Origin of the sequence: Micromonospora sp. CA-263727 (genome assembly GCF_050942455.1) — a bacterium.
GTDB lineage: Bacteria > Actinomycetota > Actinomycetes > Mycobacteriales > Micromonosporaceae > Micromonospora.
Window position 1 is genome coordinate 5760001 of sequence record NZ_CP192031.1, and the last position, 16709, is coordinate 5776709.

The 16709-nt window shown below is 69.6% G+C and carries 17 protein-coding genes, 2 tRNA genes and 1 pseudogene (1 of these 20 running past the window's edge); 5 read left to right on the plus strand and 15 right to left on the minus strand.

Features of this window, described 5'->3' with window-relative positions; genetic code table 11:
- From clpX to ACQPYA_RS25115, 5 genes are all read right to left on the minus strand, one after another.
- Positions 1–862, minus strand: partial view of an ATP-dependent Clp protease ATP-binding subunit ClpX gene (clpX, locus tag ACQPYA_RS25095; protein ID WP_433529534.1) — the 5' portion only. Its footprint begins 434 nt before the window's first position; only the first 862 of its 1296 coding nucleotides appear in the window; its start codon is at positions 860–862; its stop codon lies beyond the left edge, outside the window.
- 206 nt (positions 863–1068) lie between these two features.
- Positions 1069–1731 (minus strand): ATP-dependent Clp protease proteolytic subunit, encoded by a 663-nt coding sequence (locus ACQPYA_RS25100; protein ID WP_111217803.1) that lies wholly within the window; start codon positions 1729–1731, stop codon positions 1069–1071.
- A gap of 14 nt (positions 1732–1745) precedes the next feature.
- Positions 1746–2387: an ATP-dependent Clp protease proteolytic subunit gene (locus ACQPYA_RS25105; protein ID WP_433529535.1), complete on the minus strand. Its 642-nt coding sequence runs from the start codon at positions 2385–2387 to the stop codon at positions 1746–1748.
- A gap of 173 nt (positions 2388–2560) precedes the next feature.
- Positions 2561–3907, minus strand: a complete 1347-nt coding sequence (gene tig, locus ACQPYA_RS25110; protein WP_433529536.1) for a trigger factor — start codon at positions 3905–3907, stop codon at positions 2561–2563.
- Positions 3908–4067: 160 nt separating this feature from the next.
- A tRNA-Pro gene (locus ACQPYA_RS25115) sits at positions 4068–4141 on the minus strand.
- Between the two features lie 256 nt (positions 4142–4397).
- On the opposite strand from ACQPYA_RS25115, the gene ACQPYA_RS25120 reads away from it, so the two are divergent.
- Positions 4398–4471: transfer RNA gene (locus ACQPYA_RS25120), tRNA-Gly, on the plus strand.
- A gap of 99 nt (positions 4472–4570) precedes the next feature.
- On the opposite strand, the gene ACQPYA_RS25125 is transcribed toward ACQPYA_RS25120, so the two are convergent.
- The 3 genes and pseudogenes from ACQPYA_RS25125 to ACQPYA_RS25135 all read right to left on the minus strand — a co-directional run bounded on the left by ACQPYA_RS25125 (position 4571) and on the right by ACQPYA_RS25135 (position 6705).
- A complete protein-coding gene (locus ACQPYA_RS25125; protein WP_433529537.1) occupies positions 4571–5101 on the minus strand; it encodes a tyrosine-type recombinase/integrase in 531 nt (176 codons plus the stop codon).
- 15 nt (positions 5102–5116) lie between these two features.
- Positions 5117–6068 (minus strand): annotated as a pseudogene (locus ACQPYA_RS25130) (TRM11 family SAM-dependent methyltransferase).
- The gene (locus ACQPYA_RS25135; protein ID WP_433529538.1) at positions 6061–6705 is read right to left on the minus strand and encodes a hypothetical protein; all 645 of its coding nucleotides are present in this window, start codon (positions 6703–6705) and stop codon (positions 6061–6063) included. The pseudogene ACQPYA_RS25130 and the gene ACQPYA_RS25135 overlap by 8 nt, the downstream one beginning before the upstream one ends.
- A gap of 257 nt (positions 6706–6962) precedes the next feature.
- Here ACQPYA_RS25135 and ACQPYA_RS25140 point away from each other — a divergent pair, with 257 nt between their 5' ends.
- Positions 6963–8342 (plus strand): IS1380 family transposase, encoded by a 1380-nt coding sequence (locus ACQPYA_RS25140; RefSeq protein ID WP_433529539.1) that lies wholly within the window; start codon positions 6963–6965, stop codon positions 8340–8342.
- A gap of 161 nt (positions 8343–8503) precedes the next feature.
- Here the strand turns inward: ACQPYA_RS25140 and ACQPYA_RS25145 are convergent, their stop codons facing one another.
- The 3 genes from ACQPYA_RS25145 to ACQPYA_RS25155 all read right to left on the minus strand — a co-directional run bounded on the left by ACQPYA_RS25145 (position 8504) and on the right by ACQPYA_RS25155 (position 10495).
- Positions 8504–8806 (minus strand): hypothetical protein, encoded by a 303-nt coding sequence (locus ACQPYA_RS25145; RefSeq protein WP_433529540.1) that lies wholly within the window; start codon positions 8804–8806, stop codon positions 8504–8506.
- 4 nt (positions 8807–8810) lie between these two features.
- Positions 8811–9869, minus strand: a complete 1059-nt coding sequence (locus ACQPYA_RS25150; RefSeq protein WP_433529541.1) for an RHS repeat-associated core domain-containing protein — start codon at positions 9867–9869, stop codon at positions 8811–8813.
- Positions 9870–9997: 128 nt separating this feature from the next.
- Positions 9998–10495, minus strand: coding sequence for a DUF4265 domain-containing protein (locus ACQPYA_RS25155; RefSeq protein ID WP_433529542.1), 498 nt, complete (start codon positions 10493–10495; stop codon positions 9998–10000).
- Between the two features lie 107 nt (positions 10496–10602).
- On the opposite strand from ACQPYA_RS25155, the gene ACQPYA_RS25160 reads away from it, so the two are divergent.
- Complete coding sequence (locus ACQPYA_RS25160) at positions 10603–10761, plus strand: hypothetical protein (RefSeq protein ID WP_433529543.1); 159 nt, start codon at positions 10603–10605, stop codon at positions 10759–10761.
- A 56-nt stretch (positions 10762–10817) separates the two neighbouring features.
- On the opposite strand, the gene ACQPYA_RS25165 is transcribed toward ACQPYA_RS25160, so the two are convergent.
- Complete coding sequence (locus ACQPYA_RS25165; RefSeq protein WP_433529544.1) at positions 10818–12050, minus strand: low temperature requirement protein A; 1233 nt, start codon at positions 12048–12050, stop codon at positions 10818–10820.
- Between the two features lie 209 nt (positions 12051–12259).
- Positions 12260–12799 (minus strand): hypothetical protein, encoded by a 540-nt coding sequence (locus ACQPYA_RS25170; RefSeq protein ID WP_433529545.1) that lies wholly within the window; start codon positions 12797–12799, stop codon positions 12260–12262.
- A gap of 111 nt (positions 12800–12910) precedes the next feature.
- Here ACQPYA_RS25170 and ACQPYA_RS25175 point away from each other — a divergent pair, with 111 nt between their 5' ends.
- Positions 12911–14143, plus strand: coding sequence for a GNAT family N-acetyltransferase (locus ACQPYA_RS25175; RefSeq protein ID WP_433529546.1), 1233 nt, complete (start codon positions 12911–12913; stop codon positions 14141–14143).
- 230 nt (positions 14144–14373) lie between these two features.
- Positions 14374–14646, plus strand: a complete 273-nt coding sequence (locus tag ACQPYA_RS25180) for a hypothetical protein (RefSeq protein ID WP_433533608.1) — start codon at positions 14374–14376, stop codon at positions 14644–14646.
- 48 nt (positions 14647–14694) lie between these two features.
- On the opposite strand, the gene ACQPYA_RS25185 is transcribed toward ACQPYA_RS25180, so the two are convergent.
- Together ACQPYA_RS25185 and ACQPYA_RS25190 are read right to left on the minus strand one after the other, a co-directional pair.
- Positions 14695–15162, minus strand: a complete 468-nt coding sequence (locus tag ACQPYA_RS25185) for a ribose-5-phosphate isomerase (protein ID WP_433529547.1) — start codon at positions 15160–15162, stop codon at positions 14695–14697.
- Between the two features lie 116 nt (positions 15163–15278).
- On the minus strand, positions 15279–16484 hold the full coding sequence (locus ACQPYA_RS25190; RefSeq protein ID WP_433529548.1) for a DUF1015 family protein: 1206 nt from the start codon (positions 16482–16484) through the stop codon (positions 15279–15281).
- Positions 16485–16709: the final 225 nt, after the last annotated feature.

Sequence of the window (16709 nt, forward strand, 5' to 3'; positions counted from 1 at the left end):
AGATGTCGTCGGTGGAACGCTCGGAGACCGCACGGAGCCGGGCACCGAAGCCGGTGCCGCCATGGCCCGTACGCGCCTCGATGATCTGATCCAGGCCGGCGAAGGCACCACCGCAGATGAACAGCACGTTGGTGGTGTCGATCTGGATGAACTCCTGGTGCGGGTGTTTGCGCCCGCCCTGCGGCGGCACGTTCGCCACCGTGCCCTCAAGCATCTTGAGCAGCGCCTGCTGGACGCCCTCGCCGGAGACGTCCCGGGTGATCGACGGATTTTCCGACTTGCGGGCGATCTTGTCGACCTCGTCGATGTAGATGATGCCGGTCTCGGCCCGCTTGATGTCGTAGTCGGCGGCCTGGATCAGCTTGAGGAGGATGTTCTCCACGTCCTCGCCGACGTAGCCGGCCTCGGTCAGCGCGGTGGCGTCCGCGATGGCGAAGGGCACGTTGAGCATCCGCGCTAGGGTCTGCGCTAGGTGCGTCTTGCCACACCCGGTCGGGCCGAGCAGCAGGATGTTCGACTTGGCCAACTCGACGCCGTCGTTACCGGCGCCCGGCGCGCCGGCCGCCTCGGCCTGGATCCGCTTGTAGTGGTTGTAGACCGCGACGGCGAGCGCCTTCTTGGCCTGCTCCTGCCCCACCACGTAGGTGTCGAGGAACTGGCAGATCTCCATCGGCTTGGGAAGCTCTTCCCACTTCACCTCGCCGGACTCGGCCAGCTCCTCTTCGATGATCTCGTTGCAGAGGTCGATGCACTCGTCGCAGATGTAGACCCCGGGGCCTGCGATGAGCTTCTTGACCTGCTTCTGCGACTTGCCGCAGAAGGAGCATTTGAGTAGGTCGCCGCCGTCACCGATCCGTGCCACCTACGTTCTCCCTGCACTCATCGGCCGGAGCCCCGGCCACGACCTGCGGACGCTGCGCTCCGCCCGTCTTCTTCCCACCTCACCGGTCGCCCGGCTAAGCGGTACGCAACCGACGTTACCCGCTGGCGGTGGTTTCTCCGACCCCCAAAACGGGTGTGTCAGAGGTCGGCCAGCAACCTGCCCGACCGACCCCTGACCCGACCTGGTCAGCTGGCGGCGTTCGCGGCCAGCAGGCCCTTCTTGCGACTGCTGAGAATCGTGTCGACCAGTCCGTACTCGCGGGACTCCTCGGCCGTCATGATCTTGTCACGGTCAATGTCCCTACGGACCTTCTCGACCGGCTGGTTGCAGTGCCGGGAGAGCATCTCCTCCAGCTGCGTACGCATCCGCAGGATCTCCCGGGCCTGGATCTCGATGTCCGAGCCCTGCCCGTAGCCGCCCTCGGTGGCCGGCTGGTGGATGATGATCCGCGAATTCGGCAGCGCCATCCGCTTGCCCGGGGTGCCCGCCGACAGCAGCACCGCCGCGGCGGAGGCGGCCTGGCCGAGGCAGACGGTCTGGATGTCCGGCCGGACGTACTGCATGGTGTCGTAGATCGCCGTCATGGCGGTGAACGAGCCGCCGGGCGAGTTGATGTACATGATGATGTCCCGGTCGGGGTCCGTCCCCTCAAGGGTGAGCAGCTGGGCCATCACGTCGTTGGCCGACGCGTCGTCCACCTGGACACCGAGGAAGATGATCCGGTCCTCGAAGAGCTTGTTGTACGGGTTGGACTCCTTGACCCCGTACGACGTGCGCTCGACGAAGGACGGCAGGACGTAACGGTTGTGCACGGCCGCGAACTGGGGCGGCAGGCTGAGGTCGGTCATCGTCTGCTCCTCGGTCAGCTCAGGGTCCCGGCGCCCTCGGGAACCTGCGCGGCCCCGGTGATCACCTTGTCGATGAAGCCGTAGTCCACGGCCTCCTGGGCGGTGAACCAGCGGTCCCGGTCCGAGTCCGCCTCGATCTGCGTCGGGGCCTGGCCGGTGTGGAAGGCGACCCGCTCCTGGAACATCCGCTTGGTGTAGAGCATCTGCTCGGCCTGGATGGCGATGTCCGCGGCGGTGCCGCCCATGCCACCGGAGGGCTGGTGCATCATGATCCGCGCGTGCGGCAGGGCGTAACGCTTGCCCTTGGTGCCCGCGCAGAGCAGCAGCTGACCCATCGAGGCCGCCATGCCCATCGCCACGGTCGACACGTCGTTGTCGATGTACTGCATCGTGTCGTAGATCGCCATGCCGGAGTAGACCGAGCCGCCCGGCGAGTTGATCCAGAGGAAGATGTCGCGGTCCGGGTCCTCCGCGGCGAGCAGCAGCAGCTGCGCGCAGATGCGGTTGGCCACCTGGTCGTTCACCTCGCTGCCCAGGAAGATGATCCGTTCCTTAAGCAACCGGTTGTAGACCGAGTCGTCGAGGTTGCCAATTGAGTCACCGCCACGGGCATCGATCGCCCGGAGCGGCTTCGCTGGGATGTGCATGTCGGTCATGGCAGCCCTTCGCTCTCCGTACCGTCGTGTCCGACACTAACCGCTGGGCCGGACGGCAGAGTCCCGGTCCGGGCACTGTTCGCTCTCAGCGCAGGGGCCCCGAGAGACGTACCCGGAAAGGGATCGGGCCACCACCCACCGCGACCGGCGGACGGCGGCCCCACCCGTCGCGATCAGTGCTCGTGCGCGTGCTCCGCCTCGCCGGCCTCACGGAGCGCGTCGAGGCTGACCGTGTTGCCGGCCGAGTCCTTGATCGTGACGCGCTCCATGACCGCGGCCAGCGCCTTGCCCCGCCGGACGTCGCCGTAGACCGCGCCGGCCGCGCCGGAGCGGACCAACTGGTCGTAGTACTGCTGGGGGGCCATGCCGGCGCGCTGGGCGCGGTGCACGATCTCGTGGCCGAACTCGTCGTCGGAGACCTGCACGTCCTCGGCGTCGGCGAGGGTGTCCAGCAGCAGCTGGACCTTGACGCCCTGGGTGGCCGCCTCGGTCAGCTCGGCGTCGATCTGCTCCTCGGTCTTCTCCTCGGCGGCGAGGTAGTCCTCCAGCGAGGCGCCGATCCGCTCCAGCTGGTCGACCATCGCCTCCTTGCGGCTCTCCACCTCGTCACGGATCACGCCCTCCGGCGCCGGCACCTCGGCGGCCTCGACGAGCTGCTCCAGGGCCTTGTCCCGGGCGGCGTAGATCTGCTCGACCCGCTTGCCCTGGACGACCCGCTCACGCAGGTCGCCGCGGAGTTCCTCGATGGTGTCGAACTCGCTGGCCAGCTGGGCGAACTCGTCGTCCAGCGCGGGCAGCTCCTTCTCCTTGACCGTACGCACGGTCACCACCACGTCGGCATCGCGGCCGGCGAAGTCGCCGCCGACGAGCTGGGTGGTGAAGGTGGTGTCCTCGCCGGCGGCGAGGCCGACCACGGCCTCGTCCAGGCCCGGCAGGAGCTGCTTGCTGCCCACCTCGTGGGAGATGTTGCTGGCCGAGCCGCCCGGCACCTCCTCGCCGTCGACGGTCGCCCGCAGGTCGATCTGGACGTAGTCGCCCTCGGCGGCGGCCCGCTCGACGGTCTTGAGGGTGGCGAACCGCTCGCGCAGATTCTTCACCTGCTCGTCAATCTCGCTCTCGTCGACCTGGAGCTCGTCGACCGTGACCTCGATGGTGGCCAGGTCGGGCACGGTGATCTCCGGCCGGACGTCCACCTCGGCGGTGAAGTTCAGCGAGTCACCGTCGTTGAACTCGGTGATCGCGACCTCGGGGCGGCCCAGGGTCTTCAGGTCGTGCTCACGGACCGCGGTGAGGATGTTCTGCGGGATCGCCTCCTGCACCGCCTCGTTGAGCACGGTGCCCCGCCCCACCCGCTGGTCGATGATCGCCGCCGGCACCTTGCCCTTACGGAAGCCGGGAATCTGGATCTGCTGGCCGATCTCCCGGTACGCCTTCTTGAGGCTCGGCTCGAGCTCGACGAACGGCACCTCGATGGCGAGCCGCACGCGCGTCGGGCTCAGAGTCTCGACGGTGCTCTTCACAGGCGTACTCCTTGACGGATCTCGGTTGAGTCTGGGCGCTCTTACAGCCCATCGAGTGTAGGCGAGCCGACACGGCCGGCCAGCAGCGCCCGGGAGCCAGCGGCGCGGCTGTCCCCGCGCGCCGGCCGTCCCGGGTGCCGCCGGTTCCACGTTGCGGCAGTCGGGGTGGCGGGATTTGAACCCACGGCCCCTCGCTCCCAAAGCGAGTGCGCTACCAAGCTGCGCCACACCCCGTGGCGACGAGCAGTCTATGCCTTCCAGCCGACAACGATGTCCCGGGGCGTCACCCAACGCGCCGAACACGCTCGGGCCACACGCTCGGGCGGGTGACAGCAGTCTCGGTGATGTTGTGGCATCCCTGCCGGCGGGATGCCACAACATCGGTGAAACTGCGGGGATCATGCACGGCGCGGCGCCGGGGATACGGCCGCGCGGTCGCCGCGGGCATTGGGTAGGCTGTCGGGCGCGCCCCGCTGCGGTGAGGGCGTACGCGGGCGTAGCTCAATGGCAGAGCTTCAGTCTTCCAAACTGACGGTGCGGGTTCGATTCCCGTCGCCCGCTCCACCTGTTCGGGCTGGTCAACGCTTGATCATCTTGTCACTTCATCGATGAACTTCGGTGCATGGGGCGGATTGGTAGGGAAATGGTAGGGATCTTGGTTCGCTACCCTGCCCGCCGCCGGGGAACTACCGCTGCCGCCGCTTCGGCTGCCGACTTGCCCACGGTTCCGATCAGGTGCCCGTAGGTGTCGCTGGTCAGGCTGATCTTGCTGTGGCCGAGGCGCTTGGAGATGACGGCGATGTCAACACCGCCCTCGATCTGCAGCGACGCCGACCCGTGCCGTAGGTGGTGCAACGCCACGTCGGGCAGCCCGTGTCGACCTACCAAACGTTTGAACGTCTTATACACCTGGTCCGGGTCGAGGGGTGTTCCGTCAGCGCGGGTGAACACGAGGTTCTCCCGGTTCCGGTAGGCCCGGCCCAGCGCCAGCCGTTCCTTCGCCTGCTGACGTCGCCACGCCCGCAGCACCAGGATTGTCACGGCGTCGAGGTCAACTGTGCGGTCCTCCCCGTCGCTGGTCTTCGGCCGGATCCGATAACTCACCGCCTGCCCCTGCTTCTCGGCGGCCTTCGCCTTGCGGTAGCTGATGCCGGTGATCTGCCACGCAACGCTCCGTCTCGGCGTGGTCGTCAAGCCTGGCCATCTCCGTCACACCCCCTCCCCCGGCTCGCCAGGCCGGGCCTTGAGGACGACAACGTCTTCGTGCTGGACGAGCCATTGCGGGTCGCCGGTGGCGATGGCGTCGCGGACGTTCTTCTGCTGAAAGAACGAGGCCCGGGGGATGATCACGCCGTCGCGGACGCCGCAGATGAGGGCGATGCACTCCTCAACGAGTTCGAGGCCGGCGTTGATGCCGGCGGCGACGACCATGCCGGGGATGTCGATGAGTTCGCCGTGTCGGCGGTACGGGCGGGCGGTGACGACGACGTGTCCACCGGGGCGCAGCATGGTCCGGCAGCCGGCGAGGATCGCGGTGAACCCGTCGGCGAGTTGGCCATGGCTGCGGTAGGCGAGGTCGTCCCCGCCGCCGTAGCTGTGGTTGATCTTGCGGACTTTGCCGCGTCTGGGGCCGGGGGGTGCGGACGTGGCCGTGGGTGGACGGCCCGTACGGCGGTGACGTGATCACCAGTGAGACCTGTCCGTGCAGGCTCGCCGGCAGCAGTGCCGGCAGGGCGGTGGAGTCTCCGTGGTAGATCTCGCCCCTTCCCGGTGCTCCGGCTTGGGTGGTGTGGCGGATGTTGTCGGCTGCCTTGGCGACCCATTCGGCTTCGTACTCGACCCCGATGCCGTGTCGGCCGAGGTGCATGGCCTCGATGATGGTGGTGCCGATGCCGGCCATGGGGTCGAGGACCACGTCGCCCGGGTTGGTGTAGGTGCGGATGGCGTACCGGGGGATGGTGGGCAGCATCTTGGCGGGATGGGTCAACGATTCGGGGGTGTATCGGCCTCGCCGCAGGTCCCGCGACGGGTGCTGGCCCGTGAGCCAGACGGCACCGAGGTAGCCCTCGGCGAGCCGGGCCGCCAGGTCGGACACACCGGAATGCAATGGGTCAGAGTCGTGGAGGCCGGTGGTGTGCAACGACGGACGAGGCTCAGACATCGGCGGTCTCCTCACCGGTGGCGGTGGTACCGAACGCGAGCAGGTCCCGGAACGTCGGGAGGTGACGGCCGGCGAGCAGACGCCGCCCGTCGTCGGCCTCGCCCAGGTGGTTGGGGGTCGTGCGGGGCTCGTCTTCGGGCAGTGGGGCGAGGACGGCGGGGATGTGCTGGTGGTAGTAAAGGCCGGCGGCGCGGGCGGCGGCGATGACCGTGGCGCGGTAGCTGACCTCACCCGGTCCAGGCCGCTGGGCGGTGACTCCTACGAGCAGGAACCCGCCAGGGCGCAGCAGAGGCCGCCAGGTCCGCATCGCTGTGGCCGCGCCGTTGGCGTCGTGCGCCTGGGGTTCTTGCGGCAGCGTGGCCAGGATCAGGTCGACGCACATGCATGGCCGGCGTGCCGCGCGGTGGGTGCGGTGTCCGGGCTCGGACGTTAGGAGCTGCACGTGCGGGCCATGGCGACCAGTGATCAGCCGGGCCGGTATCCGTCCCAGGTAGGCGGTCGCGGCGATGGCGGACGGGTGCGCGTCGAGGTCGAGCACCACCCCATCCGTGTCGGTGTAACGGCGGATGAGGTACGCGAGCTGGCTCGGGGACAGCCCGTGCCAGTCCGGCACCGCCAGTCGGGGCGTGCGCGGCACGAGGGAAAGAGGAAGGAGAGGGAGGAGCAAACCGACCGGTACCGGCTGGAGCCGGCCGCCGGGGGCGGTGGAGCGGAGCTTCGACATGGGCGTGTGGGCCACGTCCGCCGACGAGCGCTGACACTAGCCCGGGTGATTCGTGGTGATCATCAACTTGTGGGTCTGACCGGCGTGTAATAGACGAAAGTGCCTCTCCGGCAGGGGAAACTTGTGATTGCGACATCTACAAGGATCTCTACCAAGGAGGCACTTCCGGCGTGCAGTTTACGGCGTGGTCGAAGGATCTGCGGGTCACCGCGGACGGAACACAGGTGGTGTCGCACGTCGGCACGGCGCTGCTGCGGATGCTCGCGGACCGGGCCGGGCTAACCAACGCCTTGTCGGCAGCGCTCGCCCGTGCCGGGGTGTTCCCGGTTCATGACCGGGGCCGAGTCCTGGTCGATCTGGCCGTGATGATCGCCGACGGCGGTGAAGCCATCTGTGACATCGACGTGTTGCGGCACCAGGGCGAGGTGTTCGGGCCGGTCGCCTCGGACACCACCGTCTGGCGGGCCCTGGACGAGATCGGCCCTGCCCAGTTACGGCGCATCGCGGTGGCGAGGGCGAAGGTCCGGGCCCGGCTGTGGCAGCTGTTCGGCGGCCCACCGGCGGCCCGCGCCGCCGGGCGTGACATCGGTGACGGGGTGGTCGTGCTGGACGTGGACTCCACGATCCTGATCGCGCACTCCGACAAAGACGGCGCCGCGGCCACCTACAAGCACACCTACGGCTTCCACCCCATCCTCGTGACCTGCGACAACACCAGCGAACTTTTGGCCCTTACGCTGCGGCCGGGCAACGCCGGCGCCAACACCGCCGCCGACCACCTCGCGGTGCTGGCCGACGCGATCGCGCAGATCCCCGCCGCGCATCGCCGGAACCTGCTGATCCGCGGGGACAGCGCGGCCGGCACGCACGTCGTGCTGGACTGGCTCACCGCGCTGAACACCCGCCGCCGCACCGTCGAGTACTCCATCGGCTGGTCGGTCGGCGAGCCGGAACGCGCCGCCATCACCGCGCTGCCCGCCACGGCGTGGACGCCGGCGCTGACCGCCGACGGCGGCGTCCGTGAGAAAGCCGAGGTGGCCGAGCTGACCGGCCTGCTCACCCTGCCCGGCTGGCCCCAGACGATGCAGGTCATCGTCCGCCGCGAACGCCCGCACCCAGGCGCTCAGCTGTCGCTGTTCGAGCACCGGGACGGCTGGCGCTACACCGCATTCGTCACCAACACCCGCGCCGGCGCGTTGCAGTGGCTCGAAGCCCGCCACCGCGCCCACGCCCGCGTCGAGGACCGGATCCGCTGCGCCAAGGACACCGGCCTGCGCCGGCTCCCGTCCCGCGAGTTCGCCATCAACCAGGCCCGGTGCCTCGCGGCCGCGATCGCCGCCGACCTGCTCGCCTGGCTGCAGATCCACGCCCTCGACGGCGACCTCGCCCGCGCCGAACCGAAACGACTGCGATACCGGCTGCTGCACACCGCAGCCCGCCTCACCCACGGCCAACGCCGCCGCTGGCTGCGCATCCCCGCCACCTGGCCCTGGGCCACCCAACTGTCCGCCGCGTTCACCCGGATCACGACAATCCCCGCACCCGGCTGACCCCCGTCAGCCCCAACACCTACGACCGGACACCCCAGGAGACCACGCCCCGCCGCCGCGACAGACGGCCCACCACCATGCCCAGACCGCCACACCCATCAACAATCATCGACCAATGCGCTCCGGCCGAACCAGCAGCCACCACCGGCGAATCATCGAGGTCAGTCTTTGCAGTCCTCATTCATGTAGCCTCTTGTCGAATCGAGCCAGTCTTCCGCGATCTCCCTGAGGCCAGTGCCGACGCTATCCACCTCCACGCTTTCCAATGCACGCTTCAGGACCTCGACTGTCTCTCGATCTATATGAACAGTAAACCATTGCCTCGGGTCTACGGCAGTACCAGGCAATCCGGGAAATCGGCTCGCGAGCGCTTCGGCCTGTTCCTGAGTAAGCCCGGGAATGTCGACACTCCAGTAGAGTTTTCCGGAGCGGTCTTCGTCGCCGCCATCGCCAGCGCCTGTCATTTAATCACCCACCTATAGGAGTCAAGAGGGCGTCGGTAGTCGCAGTTCGGGTCGATTTGCTATTCAATGCGCTAGGCGACCGCGCGATCTTCCACATGCCGCCTATGTGCGACGTTGTGTACTGCACGATGTAATGTTTACCATTCGTAAAGATTCGCTCACCTCTAAGAATTTGTTTCGTCGGCTGATAGCCATTGTACGCTGCCAGGTCCGTCGCCTGCTTATTCGTTAGCGGCTGCGTCGGCCCGATTTTTTGCGTGGAGAGTGGGCCAGCTGGCCGCGCCGCCCCGGGCGGCCCGACCGGCACCACCATGCTGTTGATCTCATAGCGTTCCATGCTGCAGCCACAGTGGTACCGGAGGTTAGCGAGATAGGACTCGGAACATAGATCGAATCGTTCGCACGCTTCAATGCGCCAGATGCCTCGGGAGCAGTCGTCTTGGCTGGCTCCCGCACCACAAGACACTCGATCGCCATGTGTTGGACCGAACAGCAACATCATCAGCCAGTCGTGCTCCGCCGCATGCTCGTCCTTAAGCGCGTCGGCAAGGCGGTCGAGGGTTTTTTCGTCCGGCGATGGTTCCGGCTTGCCGCACCGCCGCTTACATTTCTCTTCCGGAGCTGTGTCGATTGATTTAGCCTTCGGCCTGTGGTCGACGACTTTGTGTTTGCCGCCGGTGGTCGGATAGGACCGAAGGTTGCCGAGTTCGTCGCCGATGGGATACTGCCCGGAGGGGTCACTGAGGGTGACTGGGTTGTTGTTGGCGTAACTATAGCCGTTCCATTGTTGAGGGTCGGCGAGGTCCTGAATGGGGTCGACACTAATGAAGCGGCCGAGGGTGGGGTCGTATTCGCGGGCGCCGAGATGGGTGAGACCGGTGTCGTCCTGGGTGCCGCCGACGAACCCTCGGGTACCGAAGAAGGCGGGTTGGGTGGCGCTGCGGTCTTCACCGTTGGGCAGGCGGCGCTTGCGGCTGGTGGTGAGGTTGTCGGCGTTGATTTGGACTTGTTCGGTGCCTTGGTGGTCGCCGCCGCTCCAAGCAAGTCCTGTCACGGTACGCACGGCGATGGTGCTGCCCGCGTTGCACACCGCTGGGCCGCTTGTCGCGCGGGTAGATCCGTCCGACCGACAATCTGGGCGAGCGAGTAGCCTGGCGAACCGCGGTGGTCCGCTCGTCGCGGGATGGGAGCCTACGGTGTCGCCGAGGTCTGCCAAGCCTCGGTGACGCAGAGTTCGTCGTACTCCCACCAGCCGTCGCGCTTGCCGGTATCGAGCAGATGGCGCACGAGCCGGAGGTCAGCGTCGGGCGGAACGTCGATTGCAGTCAGCCCGAACATGCCTGTGCCAGTGACGCCCAACGCGTTGAATTTCTCCAGGACCGCTTCGGTACCGACATCGAGTGGACCGAGTGGACTGCCGGAGGCGAGCATCACCCGGATCGCGCAATAGCCGGATGCCTTGAGTTTCTCTCGTACCCAGAGTTGCCCGTCTTCTTCCCGCTGAACGCGGAAGATGTCACCCTTGGCGGCATTCAGGGCGGCCCATGGTGCAAACGGCAGCCGGACTCGGTCCGGCGAGAGCACCTCGGCACCCATCCCGAGGGCCGATGCCGGCCCACCTGACATCGGGAACCAAACCTGCACCCATTCCGCTGCCGGCTTGACCACGGCGTCGCCTGTCGAGGGCATCGCTCAAGTTTGCCAGCGCACCCACCTGGGCGACCAACTCACCGAAGCCGACACCACGTGCCGGCGGCCGATCCCGGACCGTCCGAGCTCGTTCGGAGGTGCCGCTGGTGACGTACGACATCACCGACGTCGGGTTCACCGCCGCCGGTACGGTGGTGACGGCCACCATCAGCGGAAACTTTCCCGGCAGCCCCTCTGCCGGCCTGCGTTACCGCTTCGAGGAGTACGACGACCGGAACACCCGTCGGCTCCGCATCGCACCCTGATCCCTCACCCAGATCGCCCCTGCCCGGTGTAACCCGGGCGCGAACGAGGATCGGCGTCAGAAGGGTGGCTTGGCGGGTTCCGGTGGCAGGCGCCATGCGCGTCGGGCGTCGGCGGTGGCCGCTGCGGCGAGCACGACGACGGCGACGGCCGAGGCGGCCAACGGTGGCGCCTTCAGCAGGGCCGGATAGGGCAGGATCAGCGCGATCAGCGTGCCGACCCGGGCGGTGGAGATGCGGCCGAAGACCTCGTACTCGAAGCGGGCCCGGCCGGCGATGAACAGTGCCGGGCCGAGCAGGATGGGCGCGATCCAGGTGGGTGGGGCGTGCTCGAAGGGGCGTTCGATGACGATCTCGTAACCGAGGGCCGTGGTCACCACCCCGATGATCATGATCAGGTGGGAGTCGGCCGCCGACCGGCCGATGGTGGACGGCTCGGCCGACCTGGTGATCGCCTCGGCGAGGATCTGGCCGGCACGGTAGAAGTAGATGCGGAAGAGCAGCACCGTGGTGATGGTGGCGACCGCGAAGGCGGCCGTGTGGTTGAGGTCGAACGGGCCGGTGCTGTAGGTCAGGCCGATCACCAGGATGGTCTCGCCGAGGGCGATGAGGAAGAACTGCTGGTACCGCTCGGCCAGGTGCTCCCCCGCGACCTCCCAGCGGGAGGTGGTGGAGCGGCCCAGCCCCGGTATCGGCCAGCCGAGGTGCCGGGCCGCGTACTCCAGGGCGAGGGCCAGGACCCAGAGCGGGATCAGGGTGCGGCCGTCGATGATCCCACCGGCGATCCAGAGGGCACCGGTGACGCCGTGGGTGACGAGCATCCGGACTTCCAGCGTCCGGCGTTGCCGGTCGATGCCGGCGAGCAGGAGCAGCACCGGCCGGGTGACCTGGCCGAGGACGTACGCGAACGCGAAGGCCTCCGCGTACCCGTCGAAGGCCCGCGGGATGGCCACGCCCATCACCAGGCCGGCGCCGAGCGCCACCATGACCACCGCCTGGATCACGGTCCGGTTCGGGTCGTACCGGTTGGTCGTCCAGGTGGTGCTCTGCCACAGGGCGTAGAGCGCGAGCAGCAGCAGGAGGGTCTTGCCAGCGCCGGGCAGTGCCTGGGGCAGTTCGCTGCCGCCCGGTTCCAGGACGATGTCCTCGAAGGCCCGCGCGACAATCCGGGTCAGCGCGAATACGAACACCAGGTCGAAGAAGAGTTCGAGGAACGACACCTGGCCGGGGCGGTCATGGGTGGCCTCGGCTCCGGGAAGGGCACGGCCGGACATCATCACCACCCCTCGCACGACGTTTCCTGGGCAGTCGTAACACGCCGGCCGACGCCAGGACCGGTGATGACGAGGATCCGGTTGCGGCCACGGATGAACCGGCGGCGGCCGGGTATGCAGCCCGTCCTGGTGGAGTGACGACCTTCCGGTCGCGGTCCGCGACCGGCCCTGCCGGGTGGGTCGGCGTCGCGCCGACCCACCCGGCAGCAGCTCAGGTCAGTAGCCGCTCAGGTGGTCAGCCAGTTCCAGGCGTCCACGATCCACTGGGTCTGTTGCAGGTAGGCGATACCCAGGCCGGTCAGGAAGACCGCGGTGACCAGGTGGGCCCCCCGGGCGCTGCGTCGCACCCGCCCCAACTGCCGTTCCAGCACCACCCGCCCCAACAGCCGGGCCAGCGCGAAGAGCCCGGCCGCCACCAGCAGGCTGAGCACGAAGATCAGGAACGGCCCGACGAGGTCGCCCCCGCCGGAGATCGCCCAGATACCCCAGCACACGAAGGCGAACAACGCCCCCGCGGCGCTCGACTCCCCGCCGCGCCTCAGCTGCGCCAGGTGCCAGCTCAACGGCCGGCGGGGCGCCGGGGCACCCGGCCATCCGGTGCCGGTCGGCTCGTGCGCCACCGCCGGAAACGGCTCGGTACGCGGAGTCTGGGACCCGACCGAGGCCACGCCACGCCGGTACGGGTCGCGCTGTGGCGGAATCCCGGCACCCGGCTGCGGCGGAACCTCCACGGTCCGCTCCGCCCACGGCTGTCCTTGGTCGGCCATCTCGTCCCCTCCCCCTGGGCCGGCGGCGGCATCGGTCACCGCTGGCGACTTCGAGGGTAGCCACCCGGCAAATCGCTCGCCGCATCCGCGTCGATCGGTTAGACACAACCGGTGACGACCTGCGCGCTACCCATCGAACCCGCCCGTGCCGAGGACTACGACCAGATCGGCCGCTTCCTCGGCGCACTCTTCCATCATCCGGTCGAGCCCGAGGCCCACGAGGCCGAGCGTACGATCTTCGAGCCGGAACGCGCGCTGGTGGTCCGCGACGGACCGGAGCTGGTGGCCAGCGCCGCGGCGTACACCCGGGAGTTGGGCGTACCCGGTGGTGTGCTGCCCGCCGCCCACGTCACCCTGGTCGGCGTCGCGCCCACCCATCGCCGTCGGGGACTGCTCACCGCGATGATGCACCGGCAGCTACGCGAGATCCACGACGCCGGCCGGGAGCCGGTCGCGGTGCTCTGGGCCAGCGAGGGCCGGATCTATCCCCGCTTCGGCTACGGGCTGGCCTCGCAGCGGCTCCAGCTCGCCGGTCAGACCACCGAGCTACGGTTGCCGCCCCCGACGCCCGACGAGGGCCGGCTGCGCCTGGACCGGCCGGCCGATCGTCAGCCCGACCTCGCCCGGGTGTACGAGCAGGCCCGCGCCGACCGTCCCGGCTGGTCCGCCCGCGACGAGCGCTGGTGGCGGTACGTGCTGGTCGACCCGGAGTCGCAGCGGGGTGGCGGCACCGAGCGGCGGGTGGTGCTGCACGAGGGAGCCGACGGCGTCGACGGGTACGGCCTGTTCCGGACCAAGAGCGCGTGGGACGACTCCGGCCCGAAGGCTGAGACCACGGTCGACGAGGTGGTGGCGACCAGCGTCACCGCGTACCGGGCGATCTGGCGGATGCTGCTGTCGATCGACCTGACCCGGAGGCTGTCCCTGCGACGAGCGGCGGTGGACGAGCCGCTGCTACGGCTGGTGAACGAACCGTGCCAGCTCGGCGCCCGGCTGGTCGACGCGCTGTGGGTACGCGTGGTCGACGTACCCGCCGCGCTCGCCGCCCGGCGATACGCCACCGACGTCGACGTGGTCATCGAGGTCACCGACGACCTGCTGCCGGAGAACACCGGCCGGTGGCGGCTGCACGGCGGGCCGAAGACGGCCAACTGCACCCCGGCGACCGGCCCGGCCGACCTGGCCTGCGACGTACGCTGCCTGGGCGAGCTCTTCCTCGGCGGCGCCGGTCTGACCGCCCTGGCCGCCGCCGGCCGCATCCGCGAGCTGAGCCCCGGCGCCCTCGCCGCCGCCAGCCCCGCCTTCACCTGGCACCGCGCCCCCTCCGCCATGGAGGTCTTCTAGAAAGTGCATGATCGCGGCGAGCGGGCGAGCGGGCGAGCGGGCGAGCGGGCGAGCGGGCGAGCGGGCGAGCGGGCGAGCGGGCGAGCGGGCGAGCGGGCGAGCGGGCGAGCGGGCGAGCGGGCGAGCGGGCGAGCGGGCGAGCGGGCGAGCGGGCGAGGAGACGGTACGGTCGGGTGATGGTGGACGCGGAGCGACGGCGGCGACGGCATCGGCACCACGGTGGGCAGGAGATGGGTGCTGACGGGGGTGTCACGGCGACCACCGTTGGGGTGCACGACGGCGGCGATGCGCCCCGCGGGCGGCGGGCCGCCGGTGCAGCCGAGGAGGGCGAGCGGGGGCTGCGCGGGCTGGTCGGCTCCGGTTCGTCACAGGTGAGCGTGACGGCGGCGATGCGGGCGCGGGACGCCGCCCGACCGACCGACGAGGATCTCGACGAGGCGGCGGCGCGGATCGTCATCGTGCGCCGGAACTGGACGCCCCGCGACGAACTCCCCCGCCGCTGACCCGCTGCCGCCACCGCTGCGGCCCGCCGCCACCACCGTCGGGGAGGCTCAGGGGAGTTCAGGCAGCTTCCGGGTCTGCTCGTACTCGGCCACCTGCGCGATGCGGCGGGCGTGCCGCTCGCTGCCGGAGAAGGCGGTGGTGAGGAACGCCTCGACGATGGCGGTGGCCTCGTCGAGGGTGTGCTGGCGGGCCCCGACGGCCACCACGTTGGCGTCGTTGTGCTGCCGGCCCAACTGGGCGGTCTCCACACTCCAGGCCAGCGCCGACCGCACTCCGGCCACCTTGTTCGCGGCGATCTGCTCGCCGTTGCCCGAGCCGCCGATGACCACGCCGAGGCTGCCCGGGTCGGCCACCACACGGGTGCCGGCGTGTAGGCAGAAGGCCGGGTAGTCGTCGTCCGGGTCGTAGGCGTGCGGGCCGACGTCGACCACCTCGTAGCCCTGCTTGGCGAGGTGGTTGGCCAGGTGCACCTTCAGCTCGAAACCGGCGTGATCGGATCCCAGGTAGACGCGCATACCGCGCAGTCTGTCAGGCCCGCCCGGCCGGGCACCGCGGGGGCAGTGCCGGGCACGACGAGGACCACGCCATGCCCGGTCGGGCCGCCGGTGCCACGGGGCGGTGCCGGCGCCAGTCAGGACCGGTGCGGAAGCTCGGCGACCACCAGGCCGCCGCGGGCCTTCGGAGTGAACCAGGTGCTCTTGCGTGGCATCTTCTCCCGGGCGAGATTCACCGCGACGAAGTCGTCCACGGTCACCGGTGCGACGAGGACGGCCAGCTCGGCCCGCCCGGCCTCGACCTCGCCGGTGAGCCAGCTCGCCGGGTAGTCGCCGCCCACGTAGGTGATCCGCTTGTCGCCCGGGTCCAGCCCGAGAGCGTCGCGCAGCAGCAACCGCTCGACCAGGGCATGGTCCAGGTTCTCCAGCCGGTTCGCGCCGGTGTGCGGCAGCGTCACCGCGTACGCCCGGCCGGGAAGCTGGAGCACGACGGTGCCGCTGGCCGCCGGGACCTCGACCGGGCCGTGCACGTCGGTGATCTGCGCGCCGGCGGCGCGGAGCCGGTCGAGCAGCTCGTCCGGCGTGGTGGTCAGCTCGCTGACCAGGCGGTTGTACGGCTGGATGGCCACCGAGGCGGGCGTGGTGACGACCGCCAGGAAGCGGGGCAGGCTGCCGGTCTGGGCGGCCAGGCTGCGATGGTTGCCGTCGGCGACGACCAGCTCACCGCCACCGGCCAGCGCGGTCAGTTCGTCCTGCTCCGGGCCGGGCGCGACCAGCCAGATGGCGTGGGTGCGCCCGGCCTGGTCGGTGTCGGTCGCGGCGGGCACACCGGCCGCGTCGGCGGCCGCCGCGAGCGCGGCGTGCAACTCGTCGCCCCGGCCGGTCTGCAACAGCAGTACGGGCGAGAGCAGGTGACCCAGCGCCTCGGCCAGGGCGACCCGCTCGCGCACCTTGGCGATGAAGACGTCCTCGTTGCGGATGACCAGGCCCGGCTCGTCGGCCCGGGTGGAGATCTGGCCGGTGTCGACCATGGCGAACAGCCCGTACGCCGGCGGCTCGCCGGGCGCGGTGATCCGGTACAGCACCACCACCTGCTCGGCCGGGGTGTAGCTGCCGTCGGCCTTCGCCTCGGCGAGCCGGGTCACCGCGTCCGGCAGCGCGTCGCCGAAGGACTTGCCGAGGCTCTCCGGTGCCCGGTGCGGCATCTCGATGCCGAGGGCGCTGTGCGGATTCGCCTCGATGATCGCGGTGATCTCCGCGTCGTCGGCGAACTCGTCGTAGTTCTGCGCGCCGGTGCCGCCAGTGGTGATCCAGGCCCGGGTGATCGGGTGCACGACCGTCATGACCGATCACGCTACCGCCGACCGCCCCACCCCCACCGCCGGACCCACACCTCGTCCACCAGATGAAAGGAGGGGTCCCCTGTTAACGCCTGAGGTAGTGCAGGGGTCCCCTGTTAACACTCGGGCTCGCCCGTCCGCCGGTGCCGACCAGCGGGCCCGGGCACCGGGGCGGGCGGACGCGCCGAGCCCGCTCGCGGGCCCTGGTTGCGAATTTCCCGGCCGGGC